18 protein-coding genes, 3 tRNA genes and 1 pseudogene are annotated in these 23,526 nt (G+C 61.8%); 7 read left to right on the top strand and 15 right to left on the bottom strand.

What is annotated here, in order from left to right; all coding sequences use genetic code 11:
- Positions 1-2 precede the first annotated feature (2 nt).
- Positions 3-2,873, top strand: a complete 2,871-nt coding sequence (locus tag HUX88_RS12065; protein ID WP_176361928.1) for an Hsp70 family protein — start codon at positions 3-5, stop codon at positions 2,871-2,873.
- Here HUX88_RS12065 and HUX88_RS12060 read toward each other — a convergent pair.
- From HUX88_RS12060 to HUX88_RS12045, 4 genes and pseudogenes are all read right to left on the bottom strand, one after another.
- Positions 2,856-3,524, bottom strand: a complete 669-nt coding sequence (locus tag HUX88_RS12060; RefSeq protein ID WP_176361927.1) for a tRNA-uridine aminocarboxypropyltransferase — start codon at positions 3,522-3,524, stop codon at positions 2,856-2,858. The two genes, HUX88_RS12065 and HUX88_RS12060, sit on opposite strands and share 18 nt — an antisense overlap.
- A gap of 36 nt (positions 3,525-3,560) precedes the next feature.
- Positions 3,561-5,267, bottom strand: a complete 1,707-nt coding sequence (locus HUX88_RS12055; RefSeq protein ID WP_176361926.1) for a methyl-accepting chemotaxis protein — start codon at positions 5,265-5,267, stop codon at positions 3,561-3,563.
- A gap of 117 nt (positions 5,268-5,384) precedes the next feature.
- A pseudogene (gene tssM, locus HUX88_RS12050) lies at positions 5,385-7,826 on the bottom strand (type VI secretion system membrane subunit TssM); the annotation flags it as partial.
- 114 nt (positions 7,827-7,940) lie between these two features.
- Complete coding sequence (locus HUX88_RS12045; RefSeq protein WP_176361924.1) at positions 7,941-8,780, bottom strand: M15 family metallopeptidase; 840 nt, start codon at positions 8,778-8,780, stop codon at positions 7,941-7,943.
- Here HUX88_RS12045 and HUX88_RS12040 point away from each other — a divergent pair.
- Positions 8,779-9,666 carry a hypothetical protein gene (locus HUX88_RS12040; protein WP_229219304.1) on the top strand — a complete coding sequence of 296 codons (888 nt, stop codon included), beginning with the start codon at positions 8,779-8,781 and terminating at the stop codon, positions 9,664-9,666. The two genes, HUX88_RS12045 and HUX88_RS12040, sit on opposite strands and share 2 nt — an antisense overlap.
- On the opposite strand, the gene HUX88_RS12035 is transcribed toward HUX88_RS12040, so the two are convergent.
- Together HUX88_RS12035 and HUX88_RS12030 are read right to left on the bottom strand one after the other, a co-directional pair.
- Positions 9,667-10,116 carry an Hsp20/alpha crystallin family protein gene (locus tag HUX88_RS12035; RefSeq protein WP_176361923.1) on the bottom strand — a complete coding sequence of 150 codons (450 nt, stop codon included), beginning with the start codon at positions 10,114-10,116 and terminating at the stop codon, positions 9,667-9,669.
- A 66-nt stretch (positions 10,117-10,182) separates the two neighbouring features.
- Positions 10,183-11,373: a hypothetical protein gene (locus HUX88_RS12030; protein WP_229219303.1), complete on the bottom strand. Its 1,191-nt coding sequence runs from the start codon at positions 11,371-11,373 to the stop codon at positions 10,183-10,185.
- A gap of 185 nt (positions 11,374-11,558) precedes the next feature.
- Here HUX88_RS12030 and HUX88_RS12025 point away from each other — a divergent pair, with 185 nt between their 5' ends.
- The 3 genes from HUX88_RS12025 (at position 11,559) to HUX88_RS12015 (ending at position 13,605) form a co-directional block, all read left to right on the top strand.
- Complete coding sequence (locus tag HUX88_RS12025) at positions 11,559-12,176, top strand: hypothetical protein (RefSeq protein WP_176361922.1); 618 nt, start codon at positions 11,559-11,561, stop codon at positions 12,174-12,176.
- Between the two features lie 90 nt (positions 12,177-12,266).
- The gene (locus tag HUX88_RS12020; RefSeq protein WP_176361921.1) at positions 12,267-12,803 is read left to right on the top strand and encodes a hypothetical protein; all 537 of its coding nucleotides are present in this window, start codon (positions 12,267-12,269) and stop codon (positions 12,801-12,803) included.
- 199 nt (positions 12,804-13,002) lie between these two features.
- Positions 13,003-13,605, top strand: a complete 603-nt coding sequence (locus HUX88_RS12015) for a PEP-CTERM sorting domain-containing protein (protein WP_117013389.1) — start codon at positions 13,003-13,005, stop codon at positions 13,603-13,605.
- 86 nt (positions 13,606-13,691) lie between these two features.
- On the opposite strand, the gene HUX88_RS12010 is transcribed toward HUX88_RS12015, so the two are convergent.
- From HUX88_RS12010 to HUX88_RS11990, 5 genes are all read right to left on the bottom strand, one after another.
- Positions 13,692-13,767, bottom strand: a tRNA-Asn gene (locus HUX88_RS12010).
- A 64-nt stretch (positions 13,768-13,831) separates the two neighbouring features.
- Positions 13,832-16,021: a TonB-dependent receptor gene (locus HUX88_RS12005; protein ID WP_176361920.1), complete on the bottom strand. Its 2,190-nt coding sequence runs from the start codon at positions 16,019-16,021 to the stop codon at positions 13,832-13,834.
- 314 nt (positions 16,022-16,335) lie between these two features.
- Positions 16,336-18,351: a methyl-accepting chemotaxis protein gene (locus HUX88_RS12000; RefSeq protein WP_176361919.1), complete on the bottom strand. Its 2,016-nt coding sequence runs from the start codon at positions 18,349-18,351 to the stop codon at positions 16,336-16,338.
- 132 nt (positions 18,352-18,483) lie between these two features.
- On the bottom strand, positions 18,484-19,188 hold the full coding sequence (locus tag HUX88_RS11995; protein ID WP_117013386.1) for a DUF3334 family protein: 705 nt from the start codon (positions 19,186-19,188) through the stop codon (positions 18,484-18,486).
- Positions 19,185-19,433, bottom strand: a complete 249-nt coding sequence (locus tag HUX88_RS11990; protein ID WP_117013385.1) for a hypothetical protein — start codon at positions 19,431-19,433, stop codon at positions 19,185-19,187. Before HUX88_RS11990 ends, HUX88_RS11995 begins: the two co-directional genes overlap by 4 nt.
- Positions 19,434-19,723: 290 nt before the next feature.
- Between HUX88_RS11990 and HUX88_RS11985 the strand changes: the two genes are divergently transcribed.
- Positions 19,724-20,296: a serine O-acetyltransferase gene (locus tag HUX88_RS11985; RefSeq protein WP_117013384.1), complete on the top strand. Its 573-nt coding sequence runs from the start codon at positions 19,724-19,726 to the stop codon at positions 20,294-20,296.
- Positions 20,297-20,365: 69 nt separating this feature from the next.
- On the opposite strand, the gene HUX88_RS11980 is transcribed toward HUX88_RS11985, so the two are convergent.
- Positions 20,366-20,441, bottom strand: a tRNA-Asn gene (locus tag HUX88_RS11980).
- Between the two features lie 92 nt (positions 20,442-20,533).
- Positions 20,534-21,868, bottom strand: coding sequence for a GAF domain-containing sensor histidine kinase (locus HUX88_RS11975; protein ID WP_117013383.1), 1,335 nt, complete (start codon positions 21,866-21,868; stop codon positions 20,534-20,536).
- Between the two features lie 264 nt (positions 21,869-22,132).
- Here HUX88_RS11975 and HUX88_RS11970 point away from each other — a divergent pair, with 264 nt between their 5' ends.
- A complete protein-coding gene (locus tag HUX88_RS11970) occupies positions 22,133-22,597 on the top strand; it encodes a cache domain-containing protein (protein ID WP_117013382.1) in 465 nt (154 codons plus the stop codon).
- An 84-nt stretch (positions 22,598-22,681) separates the two neighbouring features.
- Here HUX88_RS11970 and HUX88_RS11965 read toward each other — a convergent pair whose 3' ends face one another.
- Together HUX88_RS11965 and HUX88_RS11960 are read right to left on the bottom strand one after the other, a co-directional pair.
- Complete coding sequence (locus tag HUX88_RS11965; RefSeq protein WP_176361918.1) at positions 22,682-23,230, bottom strand: hypothetical protein; 549 nt, start codon at positions 23,228-23,230, stop codon at positions 22,682-22,684.
- A 121-nt stretch (positions 23,231-23,351) separates the two neighbouring features.
- A tRNA-Asn gene (locus tag HUX88_RS11960) sits at positions 23,352-23,427 on the bottom strand.
- Positions 23,428-23,526 lie beyond the last annotated feature (99 nt).

The following is a 23,526-nucleotide window of genomic DNA, read 5'->3' as shown; positions in this document are numbered from 1 at the left end:
GCATGAGTCAATACGTCGTCAGCATCGATCTCGGCACCACCAACACGGTGCTGGCTTATTCGGAACCGGACAGCGCGCAAATTCGCCTGTTCGAGATCGAGCAGTTGGTGGCGCCGGGCGAGGTCGGCGCCGGCGCGCTGCTGCCGTCGATGCGCTATCACCCGGCGCAGGGTGAGCTGGCGGACGGCGATCTGCAGCTGCCCTGGCCTTCGGCCGATGTCGCAGGTCTGCCGCAGGTGGTGGTCGGCCGGCTGGCGCGCACCCTGGGCGCGCAGGTGCCGGGGCGGCTGGTCTCCAGCGCCAAGAGCTGGCTGTCGCATCCCCAGGTGGACCGCATGGCGCCGATACTGCCGTGGGGCGCGGAGCCCGATGTGGCCAAGGTGTCGCCGGTGGCGGCCAGCGCTTCATATCTGGCGCATGTGCGGGCGGCGTGGAATGCTCGCTTCCCTGCGCATCCACTGGAACATCAACAGCTGGTGCTGACGATCCCCGCATCGTTCGACGAAGGTGCGCGGGCGTTGACGCTGGAGGCGGCGCGCAGCGCCGGCCTGCCGGACCTGCGCTTGCTGGAGGAACCGCAGGCCGCCTTCTACGACTGGCTGTTCCGCCAGCGCGCCACGCTGGCGGCGGACCTGGCGGACACGCGCCTGGTGCTGGTCTGCGACGTCGGCGGCGGCACGACCGACTTCAGTCTGATCAAGGTCGAAATGATCGACGGCGAGCCGACGATCAGCCGCATCGGCGTGGGCAACCACCTGATACTCGGTGGCGACAATATGGACCTGGCGCTGGCGCATCTGGTGGAAGCGCGTATGGCTGGCGGCGACGCCGCGCAGACGCGCCTGTCGGCCAGCCGCCTGTCGCAACTGGCGGAACGCTGCCGGGCAGCGAAGGAGCTGCTGCTGGCCGTCGACGCGCCGGAGCGCACCACCGTCACCTTGCTCGGTTCCGGCTCGCGCCTGATCGGCAGTTCGCGCTCCGCCGAGCTGACGCGCGATGAAGTCGCGGCGCTGGTGGTGGACGGCTTCTTCCCGCTCAACGCGGCGCAGGAACCGGCGCAGCGCGGCCGAGGCGCCATCGTCGAATTCGGCCTGCCCTATGCCAGCGATGCGGCCATCACGCGCCACCTGGCCAGCTTCCTGCACCAGCATGCGGCGGCCGCGCGCGAGGCGCTGGGCATCGCGGCGGACGACCGCGCCATCCCCATTCCCGACACGTTGCTGCTCAACGGCGGCGTGTTCCGCGCGCACGCGCTGGCCGCGCGGCTTGAGGTCACGCTGGCCAATTGGCGCGGGCAGCCGTTGACCGTTCTGCACAACGACAATCCCGACGTGGCGGTGGCACGCGGCGGCGTGGCCTACGCGTTGGGCCAGGCAGGGCAAGCGCCGGTGATCGGCGGCGGCTCGCCGCGCAGCTACTTCCTGCTGCTGGACGACGAAGCGCGCCAGGACAAGCCGCGCCGCGCCATCTGCATCCTGCCGCGCGGCAGCGTGGAGAGCCGCGAGATCCTGCTGGCCGACCGCACCTTCGCGCTGCGTCTGGGGCGGCCGGTGCGCTTCCATCTGGCCTCCTCGATTTCCGAAGCCGCGCCGCCGCAAGCGGGTGAGCTGGTCGAGCTGCAAGCCGACGAATACATCCAGCTGCCGCCTATCGCCACTGTCCTGCGCGACAGCAGCGCCGCCGACGCTCGCAAGGAGATCCCGGTGCAACTGGCCGCCACGCTGAGCGAGGTGGGCACGCTGGACGTGCATTGCGTCGCCATCGAAGGCGGCCAGCGCTGGCTGCTGGAGTTCCAGCTGCGCGGTGTGGCCGTCGAAGAAGACAGCGATACCGCAGCGCCGAAAGAAGCGCCTATGCCGGCCGGCTTCGATGCCACCATCGACAAGATCGACCGCATCTTCGGCAGCCGCGCGCAGCAAGTGGACATCAAGGAAGTCAAACAACTGCGCACGCAGCTCGAACACCTGCTGGGCAGCCGCGAAAGCTGGGCCACGCCGCTGCTGCGTCGCCTGTTCGACGCGCTGATGCAGCGCGCCAAAGGCCGCCGCCGCTCGTCCGAGCACGAACGCGCGTGGCTGAACCTGAGCGGCTACTGCCTGCGCCCCGGCTTCGGCTACACGCTGGACGAGTGGCGCATCGAGCAGCTGTGGGCCATGTTCGACACCGGCGTCCAGCATCACAAGGACAGCCAGGTCTGCGCCGAATGGTGGACGCTGTGGCGCCGCGTGGCCGGCGGCCTGAGTGTGGAAGCGCAGCTGCGCGTGCTGGACGATTTCGCCTTCAACGTGCAGGCCGACGAACAGGAACGCGGACGCCGCCCGCAAACGCTGGTCAACGGCACCGAGGAAGACATGCTGCGCCTGGGCGCGTCGCTGGAGCGCATCCCCGGCGGCTACAAGGCCGAAATCGGCGCGTGGATGCTGGGCCGGCTGGAAGCGGCAACCAAGGCCGCGAGCAAGGCCGCCGCCAACAAGACCCGCAACGGCGCCGCCGATGCCGGCAAGGCCGAAGCGGCGCAGGCGCGCTTCCTGTGGGGCCTGAGCCGCGTCGGCGCGCGCCAGCCTTTCCACGGCAGCGCGCATGATGTGGTGGAGTCGACGATTGTCGAGCAATGGCTGGCCGTGATCCTCTCGCTGGATTGGAAGAAGGTGGAGCCGGCCGGCTACGCCGCCACCCATCTGGCGCGCATGACGGGCGACCGCTCGCGCGATATCGGCGAAGCGCTGCGGGCGGAAATCCTGCGGCGCCTTGCCGCCGTTGGCGCGCCTGCCAGCTGGAGCGCGATGGTGCGCGAGGTGGTGCAGCTCGACCAGGCGGACGAAAAACGCATGCTGGGCGAGGCCCTGCCGCCGGGTCTAAAGCTGATCGCCTGACGGCGGCCGCGCCACGTAGCTTGCCTGCTGAGCGACGAAACCGTCGAAGGCGTCGATCAGCGGATTGAATTTGTTTATATCGTTTTCCAGCTGGGCCAGCGCATAGACCGTGGCCTCCAGCGTGGAGAGCTGGTCCGGCAGGTGCGCCTTGCGGATCAGGTAGTGCGACGGCGGCGTGTCGCGCAGCGGCAGGCGCGGCAAGCCTTGCAGCGCCGGATTCAGATACAGCATCTTGCGGCTCTTGCGCCAGGTCCCGTCCAGCACCACCAGGCGCAGGAGCTGTGACTCGTCCAGCCAGGCCGCGTCGAACGGCTGCGCGGGCGTCAGGCCCAATGACTTGTCCTCGGCGGTGTCGGGGTACAGCAACACGCTGCGGCGTTCTGGCGACAACAGCGCCTGCAGGTGCTCCGGCGCGAAGGTCTCCCCCACTTCCAGACGGCTATTGGCAAGGCTCAGATGCAGCAGCCGCGCGCTGCCCTTGGCGTTGTTCACTTCCATCGGGTGTTGAAGGATGAGCACCTCCACCGTGTTCGGCAAGCGCGCTACCCAGCGGCAGATGCAGGTCTGCTGCGGGCGCAGGCACGTGGCGCATTGCGCGCGCGCGGGTCGTGGAGTGGCTGGAGCAGCGGCGCCGCCGGTACTGGTCGTCATAGGCCGCCATTGTACCGAAGGCGCGCGCCGCGCTGCTTAGAACTCTTCCCAGTCGGATTCGCTGGACGCCACAGCCTTGGGCTTCGGCGCCGCTGCCAGCGCCTTCCTGGGCTGGGCTGCCACCGCCGGCGCAGGACGCCGTGGAGGCGGCGCAACGCGCGGCCGCACAGGCGGCAAGGCGCGCGACTGCATCGCCATCTGCGAGGCATCGAGCTTGAACACGCCGACCACCTCGGCCAGCTTGGCCGATTGCTCCTGCATCGATTCCGCCGCCGCTGCGGCCTCCTCCACCAGCGCCGCGTTCTGCTGCGTCACCTGGTCCATCTGCGTGATCGCGTCGTTCACCTGTGCGATGCCGAGGCTCTGCTCCTCACTCGCATGGCTGATCTGGGACATGATCTGCGTGACGCGGCTGATGCTGGTGACGATTTCGCTCATGGTCTGGCCGGCCTTGTCGACCAGGTCCGAACCCAGCGCCACCTTCTGCACCGAATCGTCGATCAGACCCTTGATGTCCTTGGCGGCGGCGGCCGAGCGCTGCGCGAGGTTGCGCACTTCGGATGCCACGACGGCGAAGCCGCGACCCTGCTCGCCGGCGCGCGCGGCTTCCACCGCCGCGTTCAGGGCCAGGATATTGGTCTGGAAGGCGATGCTGTCGATGACCGAAATGATGTCGACGATCTTGCGCGACGAGTCGTTGATCGAGCCCATGGTGCTGACCACCTCCCCCACCACGGCGCCGCCCCGGCTGGCGATCTCGGATGCGGTGGCTGCCAGCTTGTTGGCCTCGCGGGCGTTTTCGGCGTTGAAGCGCACGGTCGATGTCAGCTCCTCCATCGAGGAGGCGGTTTCCTGCAGGGAGCTGGCCTGCTGCTCCGTGCGCGAGGACAGGTCCTGGTTGCCGGCGGCGATCTCGGTGGAGGCGGTGGCCATCAAATCGGTGCCGTTACGCACCTGGCCGACGATGTTGACCAGGTTCGCGTTCATGGTCTTGAGGGCGTTCATCAGCTGGCCGGTTTCGTCGGCGCTGTTGACCTGGATGTCGCTGGTCAGGTCGCCCGACGACACCGTCTCCGCCACCTTCACCGCCTCGTTGATCGGCGTCGTGATGGTGCGGGTGATCCACCATGCGGCGATTACGCCCATCGCAATCGCGGCCAGTCCCAGTATCGTCAACAGCGTGCGGCCGCTGGCGTACTGCTGCTGGATTTCGAGCGCCGCCTTATCCAGCAAGGCGGCCTGCTTGTCGGAGAATTTTTTCAACGCGTCCAGGTAGAGGATGCGGCTTTGCGTCATGTCGCCTTCGTAGAGGCTCTTGGCCTTTTCAAGGTCGCCCGCGTTCTTGGCGGCGAAGACGGCCTTGCGGAAGTCGGTATAGGCCTTGCGCGTCTCCAGCACTTTTTTGAACAGGGGCTTGAGCTCCTCGTCGTCGATGGCGGCGCCGATCTGGTCCTGGATCTGGGTCGCGCGGCCGGAGGATTCGGCCATCATGCCTTCAAGTTTTTTCTGGTCGGCCGGATCGGCCACCATCCACGCGCCGGTGGTGCGGGCCGCGTTCACTTCGATGATCTTGCCCCATTCCGCGATCAGCCGCTCGTCGCGGATCTTCACGTTGATCATCTCATCGGTCATCGAGCTGGCACTGCTCAGGCGAAGGATGCCGATGATGGTCATCGCCGTCAGCATCAACAGGATGAGAGAAAAACCGAAACCCAGGCGTGTGCCGATCTTCAGATTGTTCATAGCTGTCCTCAAAGCGGGATGGGGGCCTTCAGCCCATGCTAGCACTATTTGAGGTCAAACTATAGTCCGAAAGGAAATATTTCACAACAGAAATATTTACTCTCCTGCGGGTCTGGCGTCCAGCAGTTCTTCGACGCTGGCAATGGCGGCGGGATCCTTGATGACGGCGCGCAGCCAGACGTGCAGCGGCATGTCGCCCCAGCTGGCGGCTTTGTCGGCCAAGTACAAATCGGTCAGGCCCTTCTGGATTTGTTCGGGGCTGCCCTCCAGCGTCAGGTCGTCGCGCGCGGCGGTCTTCAGGACCCAGTCCGCGCTTTGCAGTTCGTGCGTGGCGGCTTCGCGGAAGGCGTCCTGCACGAACTTCTCCCATGCCTCGCGGGTGTAGGCGCCGGCGATGGCGTAGCTGCCGGTGACCAGCGCCTGATCCTGTTCGCCCACCATGCGCGCCACCGTCATCGCCGGGAAGCGCGTGTTGGCGCGGGCGCGGATGTCGGCGTAGACGCGCTCCCTGGCCGGCATGCCGCGCACCACGCGGCGCAGGTTCTCGCGTGCCTGGTCGACCAGCGCCAGCTTCTGCTCGATGCGCGGCCAGGATGGATCGGCGATCTGCGCTAGATAGAAGGTCATCAGCCGTTCGGCGCTGTGTATCATCTGCTCGCGCGGCATGGCGCCGCGATTGTTCTCCAGCCATCCGCGCCAGTAACGGGTCAGCTGGTCGTTCAGGTGACTGGCTTCGGCGTGCGAGACATCGGCCAGCATCAGGTAGCTCTTCAAGGCGTTGTAGGCGTCTTCGACGTTGACGGCGGAGGCTTCCTGGAACTGGCGTCCCGGCGCGGTGGCCGGCGCCTGGGACGTGGCGGCAGCCGCGCCGGGCGCCTGCAGTTGGTCGGCATGGGCGTTCATCTCCGACAGCAGCGTCTCCAGATTGGCGACCACCGGCTTGAGCATCACCTCACGCACGCCGGCGAAGTATTCCTCCCGCAGCTTGCGCTCCAACAGATCGCCCTGATACAAACCCATACGCAGCGACCAAGGCCGGTCGACGCGATATTTATCCAGCTGCTCGATGCGGTCCTGCAGTATCTCCAGGGCTTCCAGCCGCGATTGCAGGTCCAGGCGCTTGGCTTGAAGCTTGATCACCTTGTCCAGGTCCGCCTGCACATTGCTGACCAACTGGCGGTTGCCCAGGTACGACCAACTCCAGCCACCCAGCGACACGCCCAGCAAAACCGCCGCCGCGAAGAACGCGGCATACGTCAGCTTGACCTTATGTTTGCTGGCGTACTGCGAGACCAGGTCCTTGTCGGCGAAGATCACATTGCGGAATAAATTCAACAGGAAGAATCCCGACTGGCCGCCACCGGCGGAGGGCGGCGCGTCCGGCAGAGACAGGGCGAAGCGCTTCGCCAGCCGCTGCGATTGTTCGCTCGCCGCAGCGCCCTCCTGAAGGGCGCTGGTGAAGTAGTAGCCGCGGAATACGGGCTTGAACTGGAAGGGATTTTCTTCGAACAGCGTGACCAGGAAACTGCGCAGCGGCGCGCGTATCGTCGCGAACTCCAGCGGGAAGGTGAACACGCCCGGCTCCATGCGGTCGCGCCGCTGCTGGCTCATATTGGCCACGCTCAGTTCCTTCAGGCCCGAACACAATTCATCGAAGCTGTGATCGAAGAAGGCCATCATCTGCTGGCTGCCCGCGTTGCGCTTGTAGGGCATGGTCGCGCCCCACACGCGTTCGCGCTCGGTGCGCTCGGCGCGCGCGAAGAATTCGCTGAAGCCCGCGATCAGGTCGGCCTTGGTGAACACCACGTACACCGGCGCGAACACCTCCAGCCGCTCGATCAGATCCTGCACCCGCTTGCGCAGGCTGCGCGCCAGCTTGATGCCGACCTCGGGATCGTCGCCGCGCAATTCGGCGATGCTGACGGCGATCAGGATGCCGTTGATGGGCGCGCGGCGGCGGTACTTCTTCAGCAGGTCCAGAAAGCCGAACCACTCGGCGCGGTGCTCTTCCTGCACGGAGTAGCGGCCGGCCGTGTCGAGCAGGATGCCGTCGGTGGTGAAGAACCAGTCGCAGTTGCGCGTGCCGCCCACGCCCTGCACGATCTTGCCGTCGGCGAAGGGGAACTGCAAGCCCGAGTTGGTGATGGCCGTGCTTTTGCCGGCGGCGGGATTACCGATGATCATGTACCACGGCAGTTCGTACAAGGCGCGGGTGCCGGAGACGATGCCCATCTTCGATCCACGGATGGTCTCGATGGCCTTCAGCATGTCGTTGCGGATGGCCTTGACCTCGGCGCCGGACTGGTCCGAACTCTGTTTCTCCGTGGCGGCCTGGGCGCCGATGGCCGCGCCCAGCTGCTCGGATTCGCGGCTGGCGCGCCGGCGTCGCCACAGCCAGACCAGGCCGGCCAGCGCCAGCATCAGCGCCGTGGCCGCCAGTGCCCAGATCAGCGCCAGTTCCAGCATCTGCGCGCCGAGGTAGAACAAGGCCGCCATCGCAGTGAGCGCAATGATAGTCAGGTGGCGGGTATCGGTGAGGAAGTACCAGATTCTTCGCATCATGGGACGAGGCCGGCGTGAATGATGGCGCCTGAGCTAAAAGCGGACCGATCAATGGTGCCACCAACAATGCAGGGATTTCTTGAGCCAGCACAACCATGACCGCGCGGCGTCCTATTTCCGCACAGTCCCCGACACCCTCAATTCGGTATGGCCGAAGTCCATCATGGTCCAGCGCCCGCCCCAATGCAGGCCCACCGATTCGGCCGCCTCGCCGTAGAGCCGGTAGCCGCGCATCGCCCACGGATCTTTTTCCGAGATCAGCAGTTTGCCGTCGCGCAGGAAGGCGCAGTCCGCCGCCAAGCCGAACTGGTGATAGCTCTGGAAGGCCTTGGCGTTGGTGACGCTGGGGCCGGCGGCTGCCAGCGCATTCTGCCGTTCGGGGCTGCGGTAGCCTTCCAGGATCGCCATGTCGTAGCCGTGAGTCTCCTTCATGATCTTGAACACCAGCAGCAGGCGCTGGGCGAAATCGGGATCGAGCAGCTGCCAGTTGCGGTTGGCGCCGTCGAGCATGGGCCGCACCATCGTCACCTCCGCCGTCGTGAACACCAACGGCGGCAATGGCTCCGGCGCCGCCAGCTGTTCGCCCTTGAGCAGATCCGCGACCTGATCGTTGACGGCGTGGTCGTCGCTGTCGAAGCCGCCCAACATATTGCGGCCGCTGAGCACCAGCGCCAGCATCGGCGGCACGGTCAGCAGCACCAGCACCGACAACACCAGCAGATACCGGCGCCGCAGGAAGCTGAGCGCGCGCAGCAGGCCGCCGCCGGCGCTGCGGCTGGCATGGGCGGCCTGCCGGGTGCCTTGCCGGTAGCCGCCGCTTAGTCCCCGCCCGATGCTCTTGCCAATCATCGACATCGACTGAACCACCACATCCCGCCCGGCCGGGAACAACGCCAGCCAGGCCCCCAAACAGGCGAAGACAAAAAACAGCAGTACCGAAAAGAGAAACATGGTGCGCTCCGTCAAAGCAAGGTCGCTCCGCAGACTGGACACTGAGGTGCGGGAACGCTTCATCGTAGGCGTTTCAGCAAGCGGCGTGAAAGACCAGATCAAATTCGGAGGAAATACCGTGGATACGTCGAAGCAAAAACCCGACCTGATGAGTTCCAACCGTGCCGCCGAGGATGGCGGCAAGCGCATACTGGCGCACCTGGAACACGGCCCCAAGACGGCGGCAAAGACGCCGCGCACCAGCGGCTGGACCATCGACGGCTGGACCGTCGGCCTGGGACTGCTGCTGGTGACCATGTGCACGGTCGCGTGGCTGATACACGACAACACGCTCTCCCCGGATTCCTACGCGCGCAGCCGCAGCAGCGTGACCACGCGCACATACCAGCAGCCGACGGAACGACAGATGGTAGCGGCCGCGCCGGCGGAACAGGCGGCAGCCATCGTGAACGAACCGGTGGTGAAGGAATCCGCAAGCAAACCCTTCGCGGCGATCGAAGCGCACGCGCCGCCGTCCGCGCATACCGCGCCCGCCCTGGCAAGGGCCGAGACATCGCATCCGGCAGGCGCGCCGCGCAGGCCTGCTGTGACCACAAACACCGCCGCCGCGCGCCCACCGGTGCCGCACACGGGCGCAGCCGTTCCGCCAGCCATCGGCGATACCGATGTCGCGCTGCTGACCGCGCTGGTCGCGCATTCGGGCAAGCCGGCGCTCGTCCTTCCCGAGCGCAGCCGCGACGTGGTCGAGCGTCAGGATGGCGACAGCACGGCGCAACTGCTGGCGCGCTGCAAGCAACTCGGGCTGATCGAAGGGATGCTGTGCCGCTCACGCATCTGCTCGGGCCGCTGGGACGCGGACCTGGCCTGTAACGCGCCCTCGCACTGATTACTGGATGGCCAGCTGCTTGCCGCCGGTGCCGACCCTCTTCGGCAGCGACAGGTGCAGCACGCCGTTTTCGTAGCGCGCCTCGGCCTGGTCGTCATCGACCTCCTGCGGCAGCGTGAAGCTGCGTTGCACTTGTCCGTAGTAACGCTCGCTACGCAGGGAGCCAGTCTTGCCGGCCTCGGCCGGTTGCTCCTCCTTGACTTCCGCGCTCAGCGACACTTGGTTGCCGTTGACGGCGACCTTGATGTCCTCCTTTTGCACGCCTGGGATTTCGGCCTTGACGAGATATTCCTTGTCGGTCTCGCTGACGTCCATCCGCATGCGCGGCGAGACGTCGGCACCGCGCCAGACCGAGGGTGCGAAGTCGCGGAACATTTCGTCCATGTCGCGGAAGGGATCGAAACGGGCGAGATCACGGAAAGGATCGATACGCATCAAACTGTTAGCCATGGCAGCCTCCTTCAAATGGGTGGACTACCATGATAAGAAGCGCCCCCGCCCCTCCTTTGACGCACATCAAGGTGCGGCCTTGCCTCCGCGTGCGACAAGCGAGTTGATCATCGCCTCGCTGTAGGCCTCGCCCTTGCTGTCGGCGGCCGCGATCATGTCGCGCCACAGCGGCACAATGTCGACCTTCAGCTGGCTGAAGCGCTCGAAGCCGCAGGCGTAAATGCCGCGATAGGTATCGAAACTGTGTTCCAGCTTCCCGCACTCGGCCAGCGTGGCGTCGACGAACGCCTTGCCCTGTTCGGCGCTCCAGATGCCGCTGCGCAGCAAGCCATCGAGCGCCATCGCCTCGGCGCCGCCCTCGTGTATCCACGGCGGTGACTGTTCGCTGATGCCGCCCTGGCGCACATTGTTCTGCCACAAATGCGCCATCTCATGCGCCACCAGTTCGGCGAGGATCGCGCGCTTTTTGGGGGTGTCGGCGGTCAGCAGGGCCGCGCCGCCAAGACGATAAACGATCTGCGCGCCAACCACGCCGCCCTTGATCGACAGGCCCGGCGTGGAGGTGTCGCCGATGGCCGCCACCAGCAGCAGGGGCTGCCGCAGCTTCTGCCGGTAGGCAGTGCTGTAGTAGGCGGACATTTGGGCCGTGGTGTCGAGCAGCGTCTCCCTCGCCCACGCCGACAGTTTGGGATCGAGCAGCACCTGCGCCTCACCGGCGGCCACCGGCGACTGCGGGCCAAAGTAGGCATATGGTGTCGTGTCTTTAGCCGGGGTTGCAGGCTTGGCGGGCACCAGCACGGTTTCGTTGCCGAGGCCTTCCAGCGTGAACTTCGCCGCCATATCGCGCAGCAGCTTGCCCTGCTGGGCCTCGCCTTGCAGGAAGCCCAGGTAGATGAGGCGGCCGCCATCGGAGAGCCGGTCCGTCGCCACATATTGTTTGCCCAGATCCTGCTCGAACGCGGAGATTTCCACGCTGACCTGCCGCAGCGGCCCGCCGTCGGCCGCGGCCAGCGCATCGTAGGCATCGCCGACGGTCAATGTCACGCCGGGCGTCAACACCTTCCACGCGGATTTGCGCAGGTCGCCCACCGACTTGAAGCGCATCGACGCCACCGGCTGCGGGAATTGATAGTCGGCGCGCCAGGTATCGGGCGCCACGTGGGTCAAGCGCACCTGTACTGGCAACGGTTCGTCCGCATGCGCGGACATCGCCAAACTCATTGCCAAGCCCATCCCCAGCAGCCATTTTCGCGACATTGTCATCTCCAGGACCAATAGTGTGCAGAATATAACACGGCTATAATGTTATTTTTGCCACATTGCATCTTGGGCAAAGATAATCCACGGCTGCGCATAATATCCCGCTGGCTTGACAGTCCACAATCTCAGGTACCGCCCACTGAGTAACAATTTCTCTTCTTTTAACAGCTGGAGTACGCGCGATGATCGCAATTTTCTTCAAAAAGAGATGGCAGAGACTATCCAAACAATCGGAATCCAAACGACTTTCCCTGTTCACGCTGATCCTGCTATTTGGTCTCGACATCTATATTCTTAATTTGGTTTTCGACGGCATGAATAGAGCTGAGCGCATCGTCGAACCGCCAGCCCTTCCGATCTCCGCAGAGTGCCAGCTGATGTCGGAAGACTTTTTGAAGCTGGATTCGAAGAACCAGGTGGAGAACCTCGAACGCTACATCCCCAAAAATGAGACTAACCAGGGCGAGGCCATGCCCGACAACTGGTATGGGAACACACAAGCACTGGGAATCTGTACAAAAGTCCACGACCAACTGACCCAGGTGGCAAAGAATGGCGATTTTGTTACCTTGTTCAGGGCGCGCAACCAGCAGCAACAGAAAATTGAAGAATTCCGCGCGCGTATCGATCAATTAAAGGCCACCTATGGCGATGCCCTGTTGGAGAAATTGGCCAATCAGAAAAGAAGCGACTCTATTCTTCCGATCGAGGCTACCAAAATCAAGAAAAGCCTAGCGGATTTGAATGACGCATTGAATATCATGCTTCAGCAGCAAACGCAGACGCAGGCGGCGTTGTAACATCATCAATTCCTCCAAGCCTATGTCGCATTTCTGCGCGCGCTCCCTATCGACACCGAATTCACTCAAGCCCGCAAGCAATACGATACGTTGGCATTCTGGTATCCACTCAAGGAGCTCGGCGCACAAGCAGGCTTCCTGTTGCCGTTGCTGTTATTGGCGATATTCTGGAATTCGAGGGCAATCAAGAAAGAGAAGGACATCAGCATACTGATCTCCTCCCATTTCATTTTGATATGCTCGATACCGGTCTTCTTGCGCGGACTCTACTTCGTCTATGAACTCCTGCCCAACCGGTTACTGGCCGACCTGCTGATGTACCTTGACGGACTGAGACTGGGCTTCCTATGGAGTTATGGCGCCATCTTCTGCGGAATCGGCGGCGGACTGCTGGTTATATTCATCGCACAACGCACCTTGTTCAATCCGGCACGTGTTCGTAAGATCCGCTTGCGGAAAAATCAATGCCGGGAATGTGGGGAAAAACTGCACAGGACTGATCAGGCCTGGTGCGAGGCGTGCGGAGCCCAGCAGTGCGGCAGTTGCACCAACTGCGGCGAGAATTATCGGCTCTCGGCCTTGCACTGCGAATGGTGCGGAAGCAAACCGACCACGCCTGCCGCCTGAACCGCTTTCACATGGCCCTTCAAAATTCTGGCTCCCCGACCTGAACTCGCACCAGGGACTGCGGACTTAACAGAACGGGATGCAGTTGCCTTTCATGTTATCAAAAAAAGTTTTCAAGAAAAAATCATGTTATTATTTTAATTACTGGCAAGATTCGCCATATTTCTTTTAAATTCACTTATTGATAACGGAGTAACCCATGAAGTTAAAGTGCCTCGCGGTCGCGCTGCTGCTGACGGTCGCCAGCGCCGCACAAGCGCTCCCGCAATTCCAGATTCATGCAGTATATGACTACCGTGGCCACTCCCAATTGGATGCCACACTGACGTTTTCCAGTGACTATCAGCAGATTGTTGCTGCGGAGGGCTGGTTCACGGAATTGCCAGGCACCCAATGGGCCACAACTTCCAAGGTGGATACTGTCAGCGCTACCTATACCTTTGCCGACTACGACAAACAGTATAAACTGCCATCGACACTGCGCGGGGCATGGCTGCAAAGCTCCACGAGCGACGCGCTAATGCCGGATATCTCCTGGGATTTCGCGACAGCCCCGAATCCCGCTTTCCCGGTGCTGGTGACCGCCTCCTCCCCGCCCAATCTTGACGGTGGGTTCTTACCGTGGGCCTTTTATAACAATAGTGTCAATGGCAGCGGACGCGCATTGGAACTCACGGTGACCCCGCTGAAGGCGGCCCCTGTGCCGGAGCCGGAAACGTACGCCATGCTGCTGGCCGGTATTGGTGTGATGGCATGGATGCGGCGCCGCCAACAGCGGTCTGATGCCGTCGCCAGCGCTTGAGCAGTCGAGGTGGCAAGGATACCGGACCTGGTTTCGCCTCGGTAAAATGAAAAAGCCCACGTCTTGCAACGTGGGCTTTTGAATTCTGGCTCCCCGACCTGGACTCGAACCAGGGACCTGCGGATTAACAGTCCGTCGCTCTACCGACTGAGCTATCAGGGAAAAGAGGCCGCATTATATACGGCCAATTTCTAGCTGTCTAGGCTAGCTGGCAAATTTCCAAAAATCAGAAGCTGCCCTTGAACTGCACGCCGAACTGACGTGGCTCGTTGACGAAGCCGGTCAGGTTGTTGAAGTCGATCGCGCCGATGATACGCTCGGTGTTGGTGATGTTGCGAGCGAAGGCCGCCACTTCGTACTTGCCGCCCTGCCAGTTGTAACCCACGCGCAGGCCGCCTTCAACCATCGACTTGCCGGTGAATTCCTTGGCTTCGTACAAGAAGAAGTTGATCTTGCTGCGGTACGACCAGTCGGTCAGCACGAACAGGTTGCCGTCGGCCAGCGCCCAGTTGTAGCGTGCGGTGGCGTTCAGGATGACCTTGGGAGCTTGTGGCAGCGGGTTGCCGTCGATGACGACGCGGCCGGCCGCGTTCAGCGGATCGGTCACGGTGCACGAACCGCACTTGGCCACGGACAGCGATGGATCTTCGATCTTCGTGAAGTTGTACGAACCGCCGGCGGTGACTTTGAAGTCAGGCGTCACAAAGGCTTCGAAGTCCGCTTCCAGGCCGCGGCCGACGGTCTTGGCTGCGTTGATCAGCTTGGTCACGTTGGAGGTCCCGCCAACCACGGTCAGCTGCTGGTTCTTCACATCGTAGTTGTAGATGCTGACCGATGCGCGGGCGCGGCGGTTGAACAGATCGGCCTTGATACCGGCTTCGTACGACACGATGGTTTCAGCATCGGCCACGGTGATCGGCACGGATTGCGACGCGGCGGCGATACTCGGCGCGCGGAAGCCGGTCGCCACACGGGCGTAGGCGTTGACGTCCTGGTTGATCTTGTAGGTCGCGCTCATGTCCCAGTTGGCTTTGTTCTTGCTCTCGTCCACCGAGTCAGGACCTGGCGCCTGTTTCACGTTGACGCGCGACGTGGTGGCGAAGTCCTTCTTGTCGTGGGTGTAGCGCACGCCGCCACGCAGCACCAGCTGGTCCGACACGTCATAGGTCAGCGAGCCGAACACGGCCTCAGCGGTGTTGTTCTGATGGCTGGCCAGGTGCGAGGTCTGCAGTTGGGTATCGCTGTCGAAGTTGTCGCTGTAGCCGCTGGCGCTTTCCTTGAAGTAGTAGATGCCGCTCTGCCAGTTCAGCGGACCTGGGTTCTTCGACTCAACGCGGAATTCCTGGGTGTACTGATGCAAGCCGGTCAGGCCCCCACCGGTCTGCACCTGGAAGGGAATGAAGCCAGGGCCGGCCGGGCTGCCGCCGTCGATGTCGCCGCGGCTGTAGTAGTTGTCCACGGCTTCGTAGCCGGTGATCGAGAACAGCTTGACCGAACCCAGGTCCCAGGTCAGGCGGGCATTGGCGCCGTTGGTGCTCAGGCTCTGCATGTTCAGGCCGTTGGTGGCGATCTTGGTGAAGTCGTAACCGTCGGCGAAGTCGTTGGTGCCCTTCTTGATCAGGTTGGCGCGGAACAGACGGGCGCTGCCGTCGGTGGTGCGCGAGTGCACGTTGAACAAGGCGCTGAAGGTGGTGCTCGGCGTGTACAGGAACTGCACGCGCTCGGCGTGTTCGTTGTAGCCTTCCAGAGCGTCGTTCTGCTTGGTGAAGGTGTTGTCGACGAAGTTGTCGCGGTGCTGGCGCAGCGTCGAAACGCGCATCGCCCATTCGCTCGACAGCGGCACGTTGACGGCGCCTTCGGCGTTGATGGTGTTGTGGGTCGCCCACGACAGGTTGTAGTAACCCTCGATTTTCTTGGTGTTCGGTTTTTCCGATTCAAACTTGACCACGCCGGCCGGGGTGTTGCGGCCGAACAGCGTGCCCTGCGGGCCGCGCAGCACTTCCACGCCAACCACGTCGAAGATAGGGTAGCCCTTCAGGATGCCGTTTTCCTGCACCACGTCGTCATACACCAGCGAGACCGGCTGCGAGGCGAAGGTGCTGAAGTCGGTGTTGCCGTAGCCGCGGATGTAGAAGCGCGGGAAGGTGCGGCCGTTCGACGATTCCACGTTCAGCGACGGCACTTTGCCAGCCAGCAGGCGGATGTCCTGGCCGCCGGACAGCAACACGTCCAGCTTCTCGTCCTTGAGCAGCGTGACCGAAACCGGCACGTCCTTGATGTTCTCGGCGCGGCGCTGGGCCGTGACGGTGACGGTTTCCAGCTGCGGTTCGGCGGCGGTTTGCGCGAGGGCGGAACCGATAGGCATAACGGCGCTCAGCGCCAGCAGGCGCTTGTGCATCTTCGACAGTTTGATCATTCAATATCCCGATTTGAGGTAATGCAAAGAGTTAAAAACAGTGTCTCCTGTTCTCTCTTTCTGTTGATGTCGCCCGGTCATCTACTGTGTCCGTGGCGGCGCAAGCGGAGGTAAGGCCGTCTTTCGATGTCTAGAATGCACCGTCTTGCAGAAAGGCGGTATTTTCTTTCATTGATACCGTGTATTGCAAGCGCAATATATGCAATTGGGAATTTACTGATAGAAATTTGGCGCCTCAGGAGGGCCGACTGAACAATAAAAGGTCAGCCGGCCCCTTGCGAGGTCAGGAATGAGCGAACGCTCAAGCTTGCGATTCAGGCATGCCGGATCGCCAAGCGTTGTTGCTTTACCACACTTCGCGCCGCCGGACGCGGCGACGCCCCGCCGGACACGGCCTCTTCGTTGCCCAACACGAAGCGGTCCATCGCGCCCACCAGCGCCTGGGTCTGCTCCTCCAGGCTGGCGGAGGCCGCTGCGGTCTGCTCCACCAGCGCTGCATTCTGCTGGGTCATATCGTCCATCTGCGTCACCGCATGGTTGACCTGCTCGACGCCGGCGCCCTGTTCGGCCGAGGCGGTCGCGATGTCCGACATGATGAGCGTGATGCGTTGCACGCTGCCGACGATCTCGCCCATCGCGTCCCCGGCCTGGTCCACCAGACGGTTGCCGAGCTCGACTTTCTCGACGCTGTGGGAGATCAACTCCTTGATTTCCTTGGCGGCGGCGGCCGAGCGCTGCGCCAGGTTGCGCACCTCGCTGGCCACCACGGCGAAGCCACGGCCCTGTTCGCCCGCGCGCGCCGCCTCCACCGCCGCGTTCAAGGCCAGGATATTGGTCTGGAACGCAATGCCGTCGATCACGCTGATAATGTCCACGATCTTGTGCGAACTCTCATTGATCTCGCCCATCGTCCGCACCACCTGCGACACCACCGCTCCGCCCCGCGTGGCGACGTCGGCCGCGCTGATCACCAACTGGTTGGCCTGGCGCGCGTTGTCGGCGTTCTGCTTGACGGTGGAAGTAAGCTGCTCCATCGACGACGCGGTCTCCTCCAGGTTGGATGCCTGCGACTCCAGCCGCGCCGAGACATCGGCGTTGCCGCTGGCGATATCGCGCGTGGCTGCGCTGATGTGCTCGATGCTGCCGCGCACATCGCCCACCAGGTGGCGCAGGCTGCCGCTCATGTCCTTGAGCGCGCGCAGCACCTGGCCGGCCTCGTTGGGTACGCCGACGTCGAAATCGGTGGCCAGATTGCCGCTGGCGACGCTCTGCGCCACGGCGATCGCATTGCTCAAAGGCCGCGTCACCGACCGCGCAATCAACATGGCCAGGTAGCCGGCCAGCGCCAGCAATGCCAGCATGGCACCCAGCATCAGCCAACGGGTGGTGTAGAAGCCGCGGATCTTTTCGTCCAGCAGCGCGTTCAACTGCTTGCTGGCGGTCGCGTTGAGGGCGAACTGCAGGTCGATGGCCTGGGTTGCCAGCGCCACGTAGTTTTCGGCCGAATAGGTCAGCGCCTCCGGTTGCACGATCTCGTGCATGGCCAGGTCGGTGATCTGGCCGGCGGCCTTGGCGGCGTCGCGCATGGGCGGTCCCAGCTTGGCTTCAAAATCGGCATTGTAATGAGCGGCCTTGCCAAACGCGGTCAGGGTCTGGTCCAGCCGGTCCGTCACGCGCGCGACGATGGACGACAGCAGCAGACGGTCGGCCTGGCTGGCCTCCTTCCTCGCCAGCAGGCCGGCGCCCTTGGCGCGGGTCTTGCCCAGCTCCTCGGACAGATACGGCAGCTGGTAGAACATGGCTTGGATCAGTTGATAGGTGTCGCGGTCTGGATCAAGGCTGAGGCCGTAGTAGTCGCCGATCAGGTCGTTCACCTTGAGCAGCTTGGGCACCAGCGCCGTGTGGGCCACATAGCTTTGCGGCGCCGTCAGGCTGCGGTTGGTGACCTGGGCACGCAAGGTTTCCCAGTCGCCACGCGCTTGCGACCAGGCCGCCTCCAGCGCGGAGTCATGCAGCTTCTTTACCAGCGCGTCAACCGCCGCGTAGGCGCTGTCGGCCTCCTTTTGCTTGGCCAGCCGTTTGTCGTCGGCGGTCGCGCCGCCCAGCACCAGCGCCGCCAACCCGCGATGCTGCTGGGTCAGCTGCACCATGCGCAAGCCATCGACCACCGCGGGCAGGCCTTCGCGCTCGTCGATGTAGGCGTCGAGCGCCTTGCCTGCTTCGCGCATGTACAACCAGGTTGGAATGCTCGCCAGTATCACGGCGATCAGGCTGAGGATCAGGAATTTGTGCCCAAGCTTCAAGGCGCCAAGTGAAGTGCGATTGTCCATATCGAGCCTCCATGATTGCCACTCAACGGACCGCCAAAAGTTGCCGTACAGATGCGATCCTCTTGCGTCCCATCATAGTCCGATGCCGCAAGACTTTGGTGGCTTTAATAGCACAAGCCACCAGGAAATACCTCACATGCCTAACGACTTCAACAACTCATCGTTGGCCTCTTCATCGGCCGAGGACGTTGACTGAGTGGCCGCCCCCCCCCGGTTGCCACGCTCCAGATCCAGCAAGGCATCCGGATCGGCCACTTCGCTGGAGTCGAAATCGTGCAACCGAATGAACTCAGTACGATCGATAGCGAGTTCCAGATAAAAGATATTACTCTTTTCCGTATAAAACGTGACGCGCCGCATTTCAGGGCGATCAAGGGGCGTGTCCACGCTGAGCATGACTTGCTTGTTCAGTACCAGCATTTTGGGCTGGTTCTGCGTAATATTAGTCTGCAGTTCCCGCCGCACCTTGCCGGTGAAGTCGCCGACGATCTGATTCATCAGTTCGCCCAAGATGTTCGATACCTCATCCGATGTATGGGATACGGCCAGTTCGGACTTGGGCATGCCCATGTGCAGCATGTAGCGCTCGTACAGTTCCATCGCGGTGTCGGCGGCGAAGTTCAGCACCACCAGTCCGGTGAAACCGCCGTCGAACAGCACGAAGCAACCGATGTCCGGTTTCAGACCCACCTTGGTGATGCGCTGGACCATGGCTGAGTAATGGACTTTGCTCTGGGTGGCGATACCCAGCACCCGCGTGACCGAATTGCACAGGCTGGTCAGCAGGTCCTCCGTGCCGTACACAATACCTATCTCGCCAGTTTCTTCCTTCCTCATGCTGCCCCCGTCTTATTTTCAAAAGTATCTGTCTTATTGACCAGTGCCATGCGAAACAACGCCACTTCGCTCAGCAGGCGCGCAATCTGTGCCCATTGCTCCGGACTGCGGGCCAACTCGGCTGGCATGGCCTCCAAATCGCGGCGCAAACGCCGGACAGCACACTCCAGCTCACTCACCCGCTGGGCCACCGGCAGGACGGCGCCCAGTGCTGCTGTTTGCTGTGTTACCCCGGTCGTCCGCATGGCAATCCCCGCTGGTTGCCCGACGCACGCGCCCGGCCGAATATCTCAAGAATACTGAACCGCTACACTCCCGTCCACTTGATTCAGTGAAACTGTGTTAATTGTCGCTTTCCCCATGCGAGTCCGCTAGTCCGCCGGCTATACTGAATTCATCAAGGCAATTATTGCATGATCAGACCGGCCCTGTTTTTGTGTTATCATAATAGCCATAAATCAAAAGCCTCATGGCGCTTTCAGCCCCAATAATGGCGATCATTGCAGGTTTAACAATTTAATTGAAAGTGAGCGCTATGCCTATTCTTCCACGAAATTTTTCGGTCGATTTCCAGCGTCAATATGCTTATACGTCCGGCTCGAAAATCGCCAGAATCTGGAAATGCCTGACCACTCCTGGCCTGCAGGCAATAATGGTTTATCGCATCGGCGCCTGGGCGATGTCCCGCTCTAAGATTCTGACCCTTCCAGTGCGCATCCTGTATCGGGTGCTAAACACCTTGGTCAAGATTTGCTGGGGGATAGATATCGAACCAGGTGCAAAGATCGGACCCGGCCTGTATATCGGCCATTTCGGCGGAATTAATATTTCAGGCCTCGCCACCCTTGGTCACTCATGCAACATTTCGCAGAGCGTGACCATAGGTGTGTCCGGCAACGGAGAGAAGTTTGGCGCGCCCACCATAGGCGACATGGTCTTCATCGCGCCCGGCGCCAGGGTGTTCGGGAAAATCAAAGTGGGGAACAATGTCAAGATCGGCGCGAACGCGGTCATCCATGCGGACGTCGAAGACAACGCGATTGCAGTGATGGACCCAGGCTTCAAAGTGATTTCACATAAGGGAAATCGCCGCAACGTCGCAAGCTAAGCAAGGATAGATTGCACCAGCCATCAAAACAAAAAGCCCAACCTGTAGGCTGGGCTTTTTGAACAAATCTGGCTCCCCGACCTGGACTCGAACCAGGGACCTGCGGATTAACAGTCCGTCGCTCTACCGACTGAGCTATCAGGGAAATGAGGCCCGAATTATAGCCGCTCAAAACGGTTTTGGCGACCCCGTCGCAAATATTTTTACGCCACAGCCCGAATGGCCGGTGCCGGTGTCCTAGTGCGGCGGCGGATCCTGCGGCGCGACGCGTGGCACACGCAGCGTGAAACGCGCACCGCAGCCCGGTTCGCTCACCACCTGCACGTCGCCGCGCAGGGCGGAGGTGACCTGGTTGTAGACCACATGCAGCCCCAGCCCGCTGCCGCCCTGCCCCAGGCGGGTGGTGAAGAACGGGTCGAACACGCGGGCGATGTTGGCCTGCGGAATACCCACCCCGTCATCGGTGACAGACACTTCGATCCGGTCGTCAGCCAGCTTGCGCCCCGTGATGGTGACATGGCCCCGCCCGCCCTCCGGAAACGCATGCACCAGCGCGTTATTGACCAGATTCACCAGGACCTGCTCCAGCGGACCGGGATAGCTGTCCATGACGATGCCCTCCTCCACGTCGCACACCACCTCATGCCCGCTCTTGCGGATGGCAGGCCCCAACGTTGCGAGGATGTCCTTGAAGGTCTTCCTCACGTCGAATTCACGCCGGCGCATGCTGGACTGGTCCACCGCGACCTGCTTGAAGCTGGCCACCAGGTCGGCCGCCCGTCCCAGGCTGTGCAGCAGGATATCGGCGCCCTGGTCGACGCCGCCGATGAAATCCTGCATGTGCTTGCGCGTCACGCCCGTCTCCAGCTCCTTGGCGATGGTCACCGCGTTGCTTTTGAGCGTGCTGGCCAGCATCAGGCCATTGCCTATCGGCGTGTTGAGCTCGTGCGAGATGCCCGCCACCAGGCTGCCCAGCGCCGACATCTTTTCCGCCCGCAGCAGCTCCCCCTGCATGGCGACGATCTTATCGAGCGCGGCCTTCAAGTCCGCGTTGCTGCGCAACAAAGCCCGATTGGCGTCGAGCAGGCTGGCATTGCTGATCATTAATTCCTGCTGTTGCTCGATGACCTGGAAGTCGGCCTCGATCGCTCTTTTGATCTCCCACAACAGATCGACGTAGCGCTGCTGATAGTTGCGCTTTTTGCTGTCAAGCACACAGATGGTTCCGAACACCTCGTCGTTCGGCCACAACAACGGCACGCCCAAATAGGAAATCATGTTCAGCGCGACGTCGGGATTGCTCTTCCAGTGCTCGTCCTCCAGCGCGTCGGGCACATGCAGCAGCGAACGTGTGGCCATCACCGTCTCGCAGTACAGGCCGGTGTTCAGATTGGCTTTCTCGTGCGCCTCGTACGGATTGCCCGGCGTGTGGCTCGATACCAGCACCTCGATCTGCTGCGGCCTGACGCGCATGATCAAACCGGCCGGCACGTCGAAGACGTCCGCCATGACGTTCGTGGTTTGTTGCCACTTCCCGAGGAAATCATCAGACACGACGCGTTGTTCAAGCATTGCGGAGGACTCCTTGATCAGTCGACACGGCCCGAACGGCTAGCAAGCACGCGGGCATGTAAATGGTAGGCCCATTTGAGGCATCTTTGTGAAAATATTGCTGCAGCAAAGCAAAAATACCAACTTATGGTTCGCGCCGACGGAAGCCGGCACTATCGATTGACATTGCCGTGTATTGAAGCAGAGAATGCTTTTCACGGTTTCTCAGCCATCGAAGGCAATGATGCCCGACTATTAAACTTTCAATAAAGACAGGGGAACAGCATGAAACGCTTTTTCAGGATTGTCGCCTTCTTCACCGCCTTTGCGCTGTCCAGCGCGGTTTCCGCGGCCGACGCCGAGCGAGGAACGCCCGAGCAGGCGGTCGCCCTGGTCAAGCGGGTCATCGCGGACATCAAGAAATACGGCAAGGATAAAGTTGTCCAGGACGTGCAGAATCAGCTTCCGACATACCGGGAGCGCGACCTCTACGTAACGATCGGCACGATGGAGGGCGTCACCCTGGCGAACGGGAACACGCCCAAGCTCGCCGGCAAGAACGTCCTCGACATCAAGGACGTGAACGGGAAATTCATCATGCGCGAGCGCATCGAAATCGCCAAGACCAAGAACTCGGGATGGCAGGAGTACTCATGGCCCGATCCGGTGACCAAGGAAGTGCAAAAGAAATCGATGTACGTCGAACGCGCCGGGGATTTGGTTGTCGCCTGCGGGGTGTACAAGCTCTGATCGAGGCGCAGATGTGAAAACACCCACGCGAGCAAATGCGAGGGTGTTCGTATTCTGACTCTCCGGGCCAAGCAATGGATAAATCTAGCTAGCCGTCCCATAATCGCAGGAATCGATAATCGCCTGATGCCTGGCAATCTGCTCTTTCAGGGGCGCCATTTTAGCCGCGGCACTCGCTTCGATCGTCTTCTCCGTCTCTTTCTTAGGCCCGGCGAACACCCCCGTCAACGCCAGCAGGAAAAAACCAAAAGGGATTGCAAACCAAAGAGGAATTGAATATTCATCAAGCAAAACCAGTGTCACTGCAATACCGACCAACAGAAATGAAAGACCTAAACAGCCTTTTTTGCTTTGGGCTCCTTGAAAAACCCGAATATTGTTGTCGCGCTCTTCGCATATCTCGCGGATGTCGCTTTCAAATCGCTCGATCGCCTGCTCTGACGCCATACGCCTCATGATCAGATTCGCGCTCGCATCGTCCAGCATTTCCTGCTGCTCTCGCAGCGAAACGTCCTCTTCGCCGCGCTCGACCAGTTGCTCGCCCCTGCAGTAACCACAAACGACCGTGCTAACCGCATGACCCACATCGAGCGTTGCACCACAATTTTCACATTTCAGCGAAAGTACTTTCATGCGCCCTCATTATCAAATACATTCCCGATCATGCCATCCTATGCGCGGTCCAGAACCAGAACGAAAAAAAGGAGCTACACGCCGAAACATGTAACTCCTTGATTCTGTACTACTAAAATTCTGGCTCCCCGACCTGGACTCGAACCAGGGACCTGCGGATTAACAGTCCGTCGCTCTACCAACTGAGCTATCAGGGATTAGAGGCAACATTTTATACTGTTTAGATCATTCTATCAAGCTTTCTGACAGAACAAGTATTTCATGTTGCCTTACGAGTTAAGCTTAGTCGCTCAACC

This window comes from Duganella sp. BJB1802 (genome assembly GCF_013369445.1).
Lineage (GTDB): Bacteria > Pseudomonadota > Gammaproteobacteria > Burkholderiales > Burkholderiaceae_D > Rugamonas > Rugamonas vulcania_A.
The sequence above is the reverse complement of the archived record's forward strand: the minus strand, read 5'-3'. Positions and strand labels throughout refer to the sequence as shown.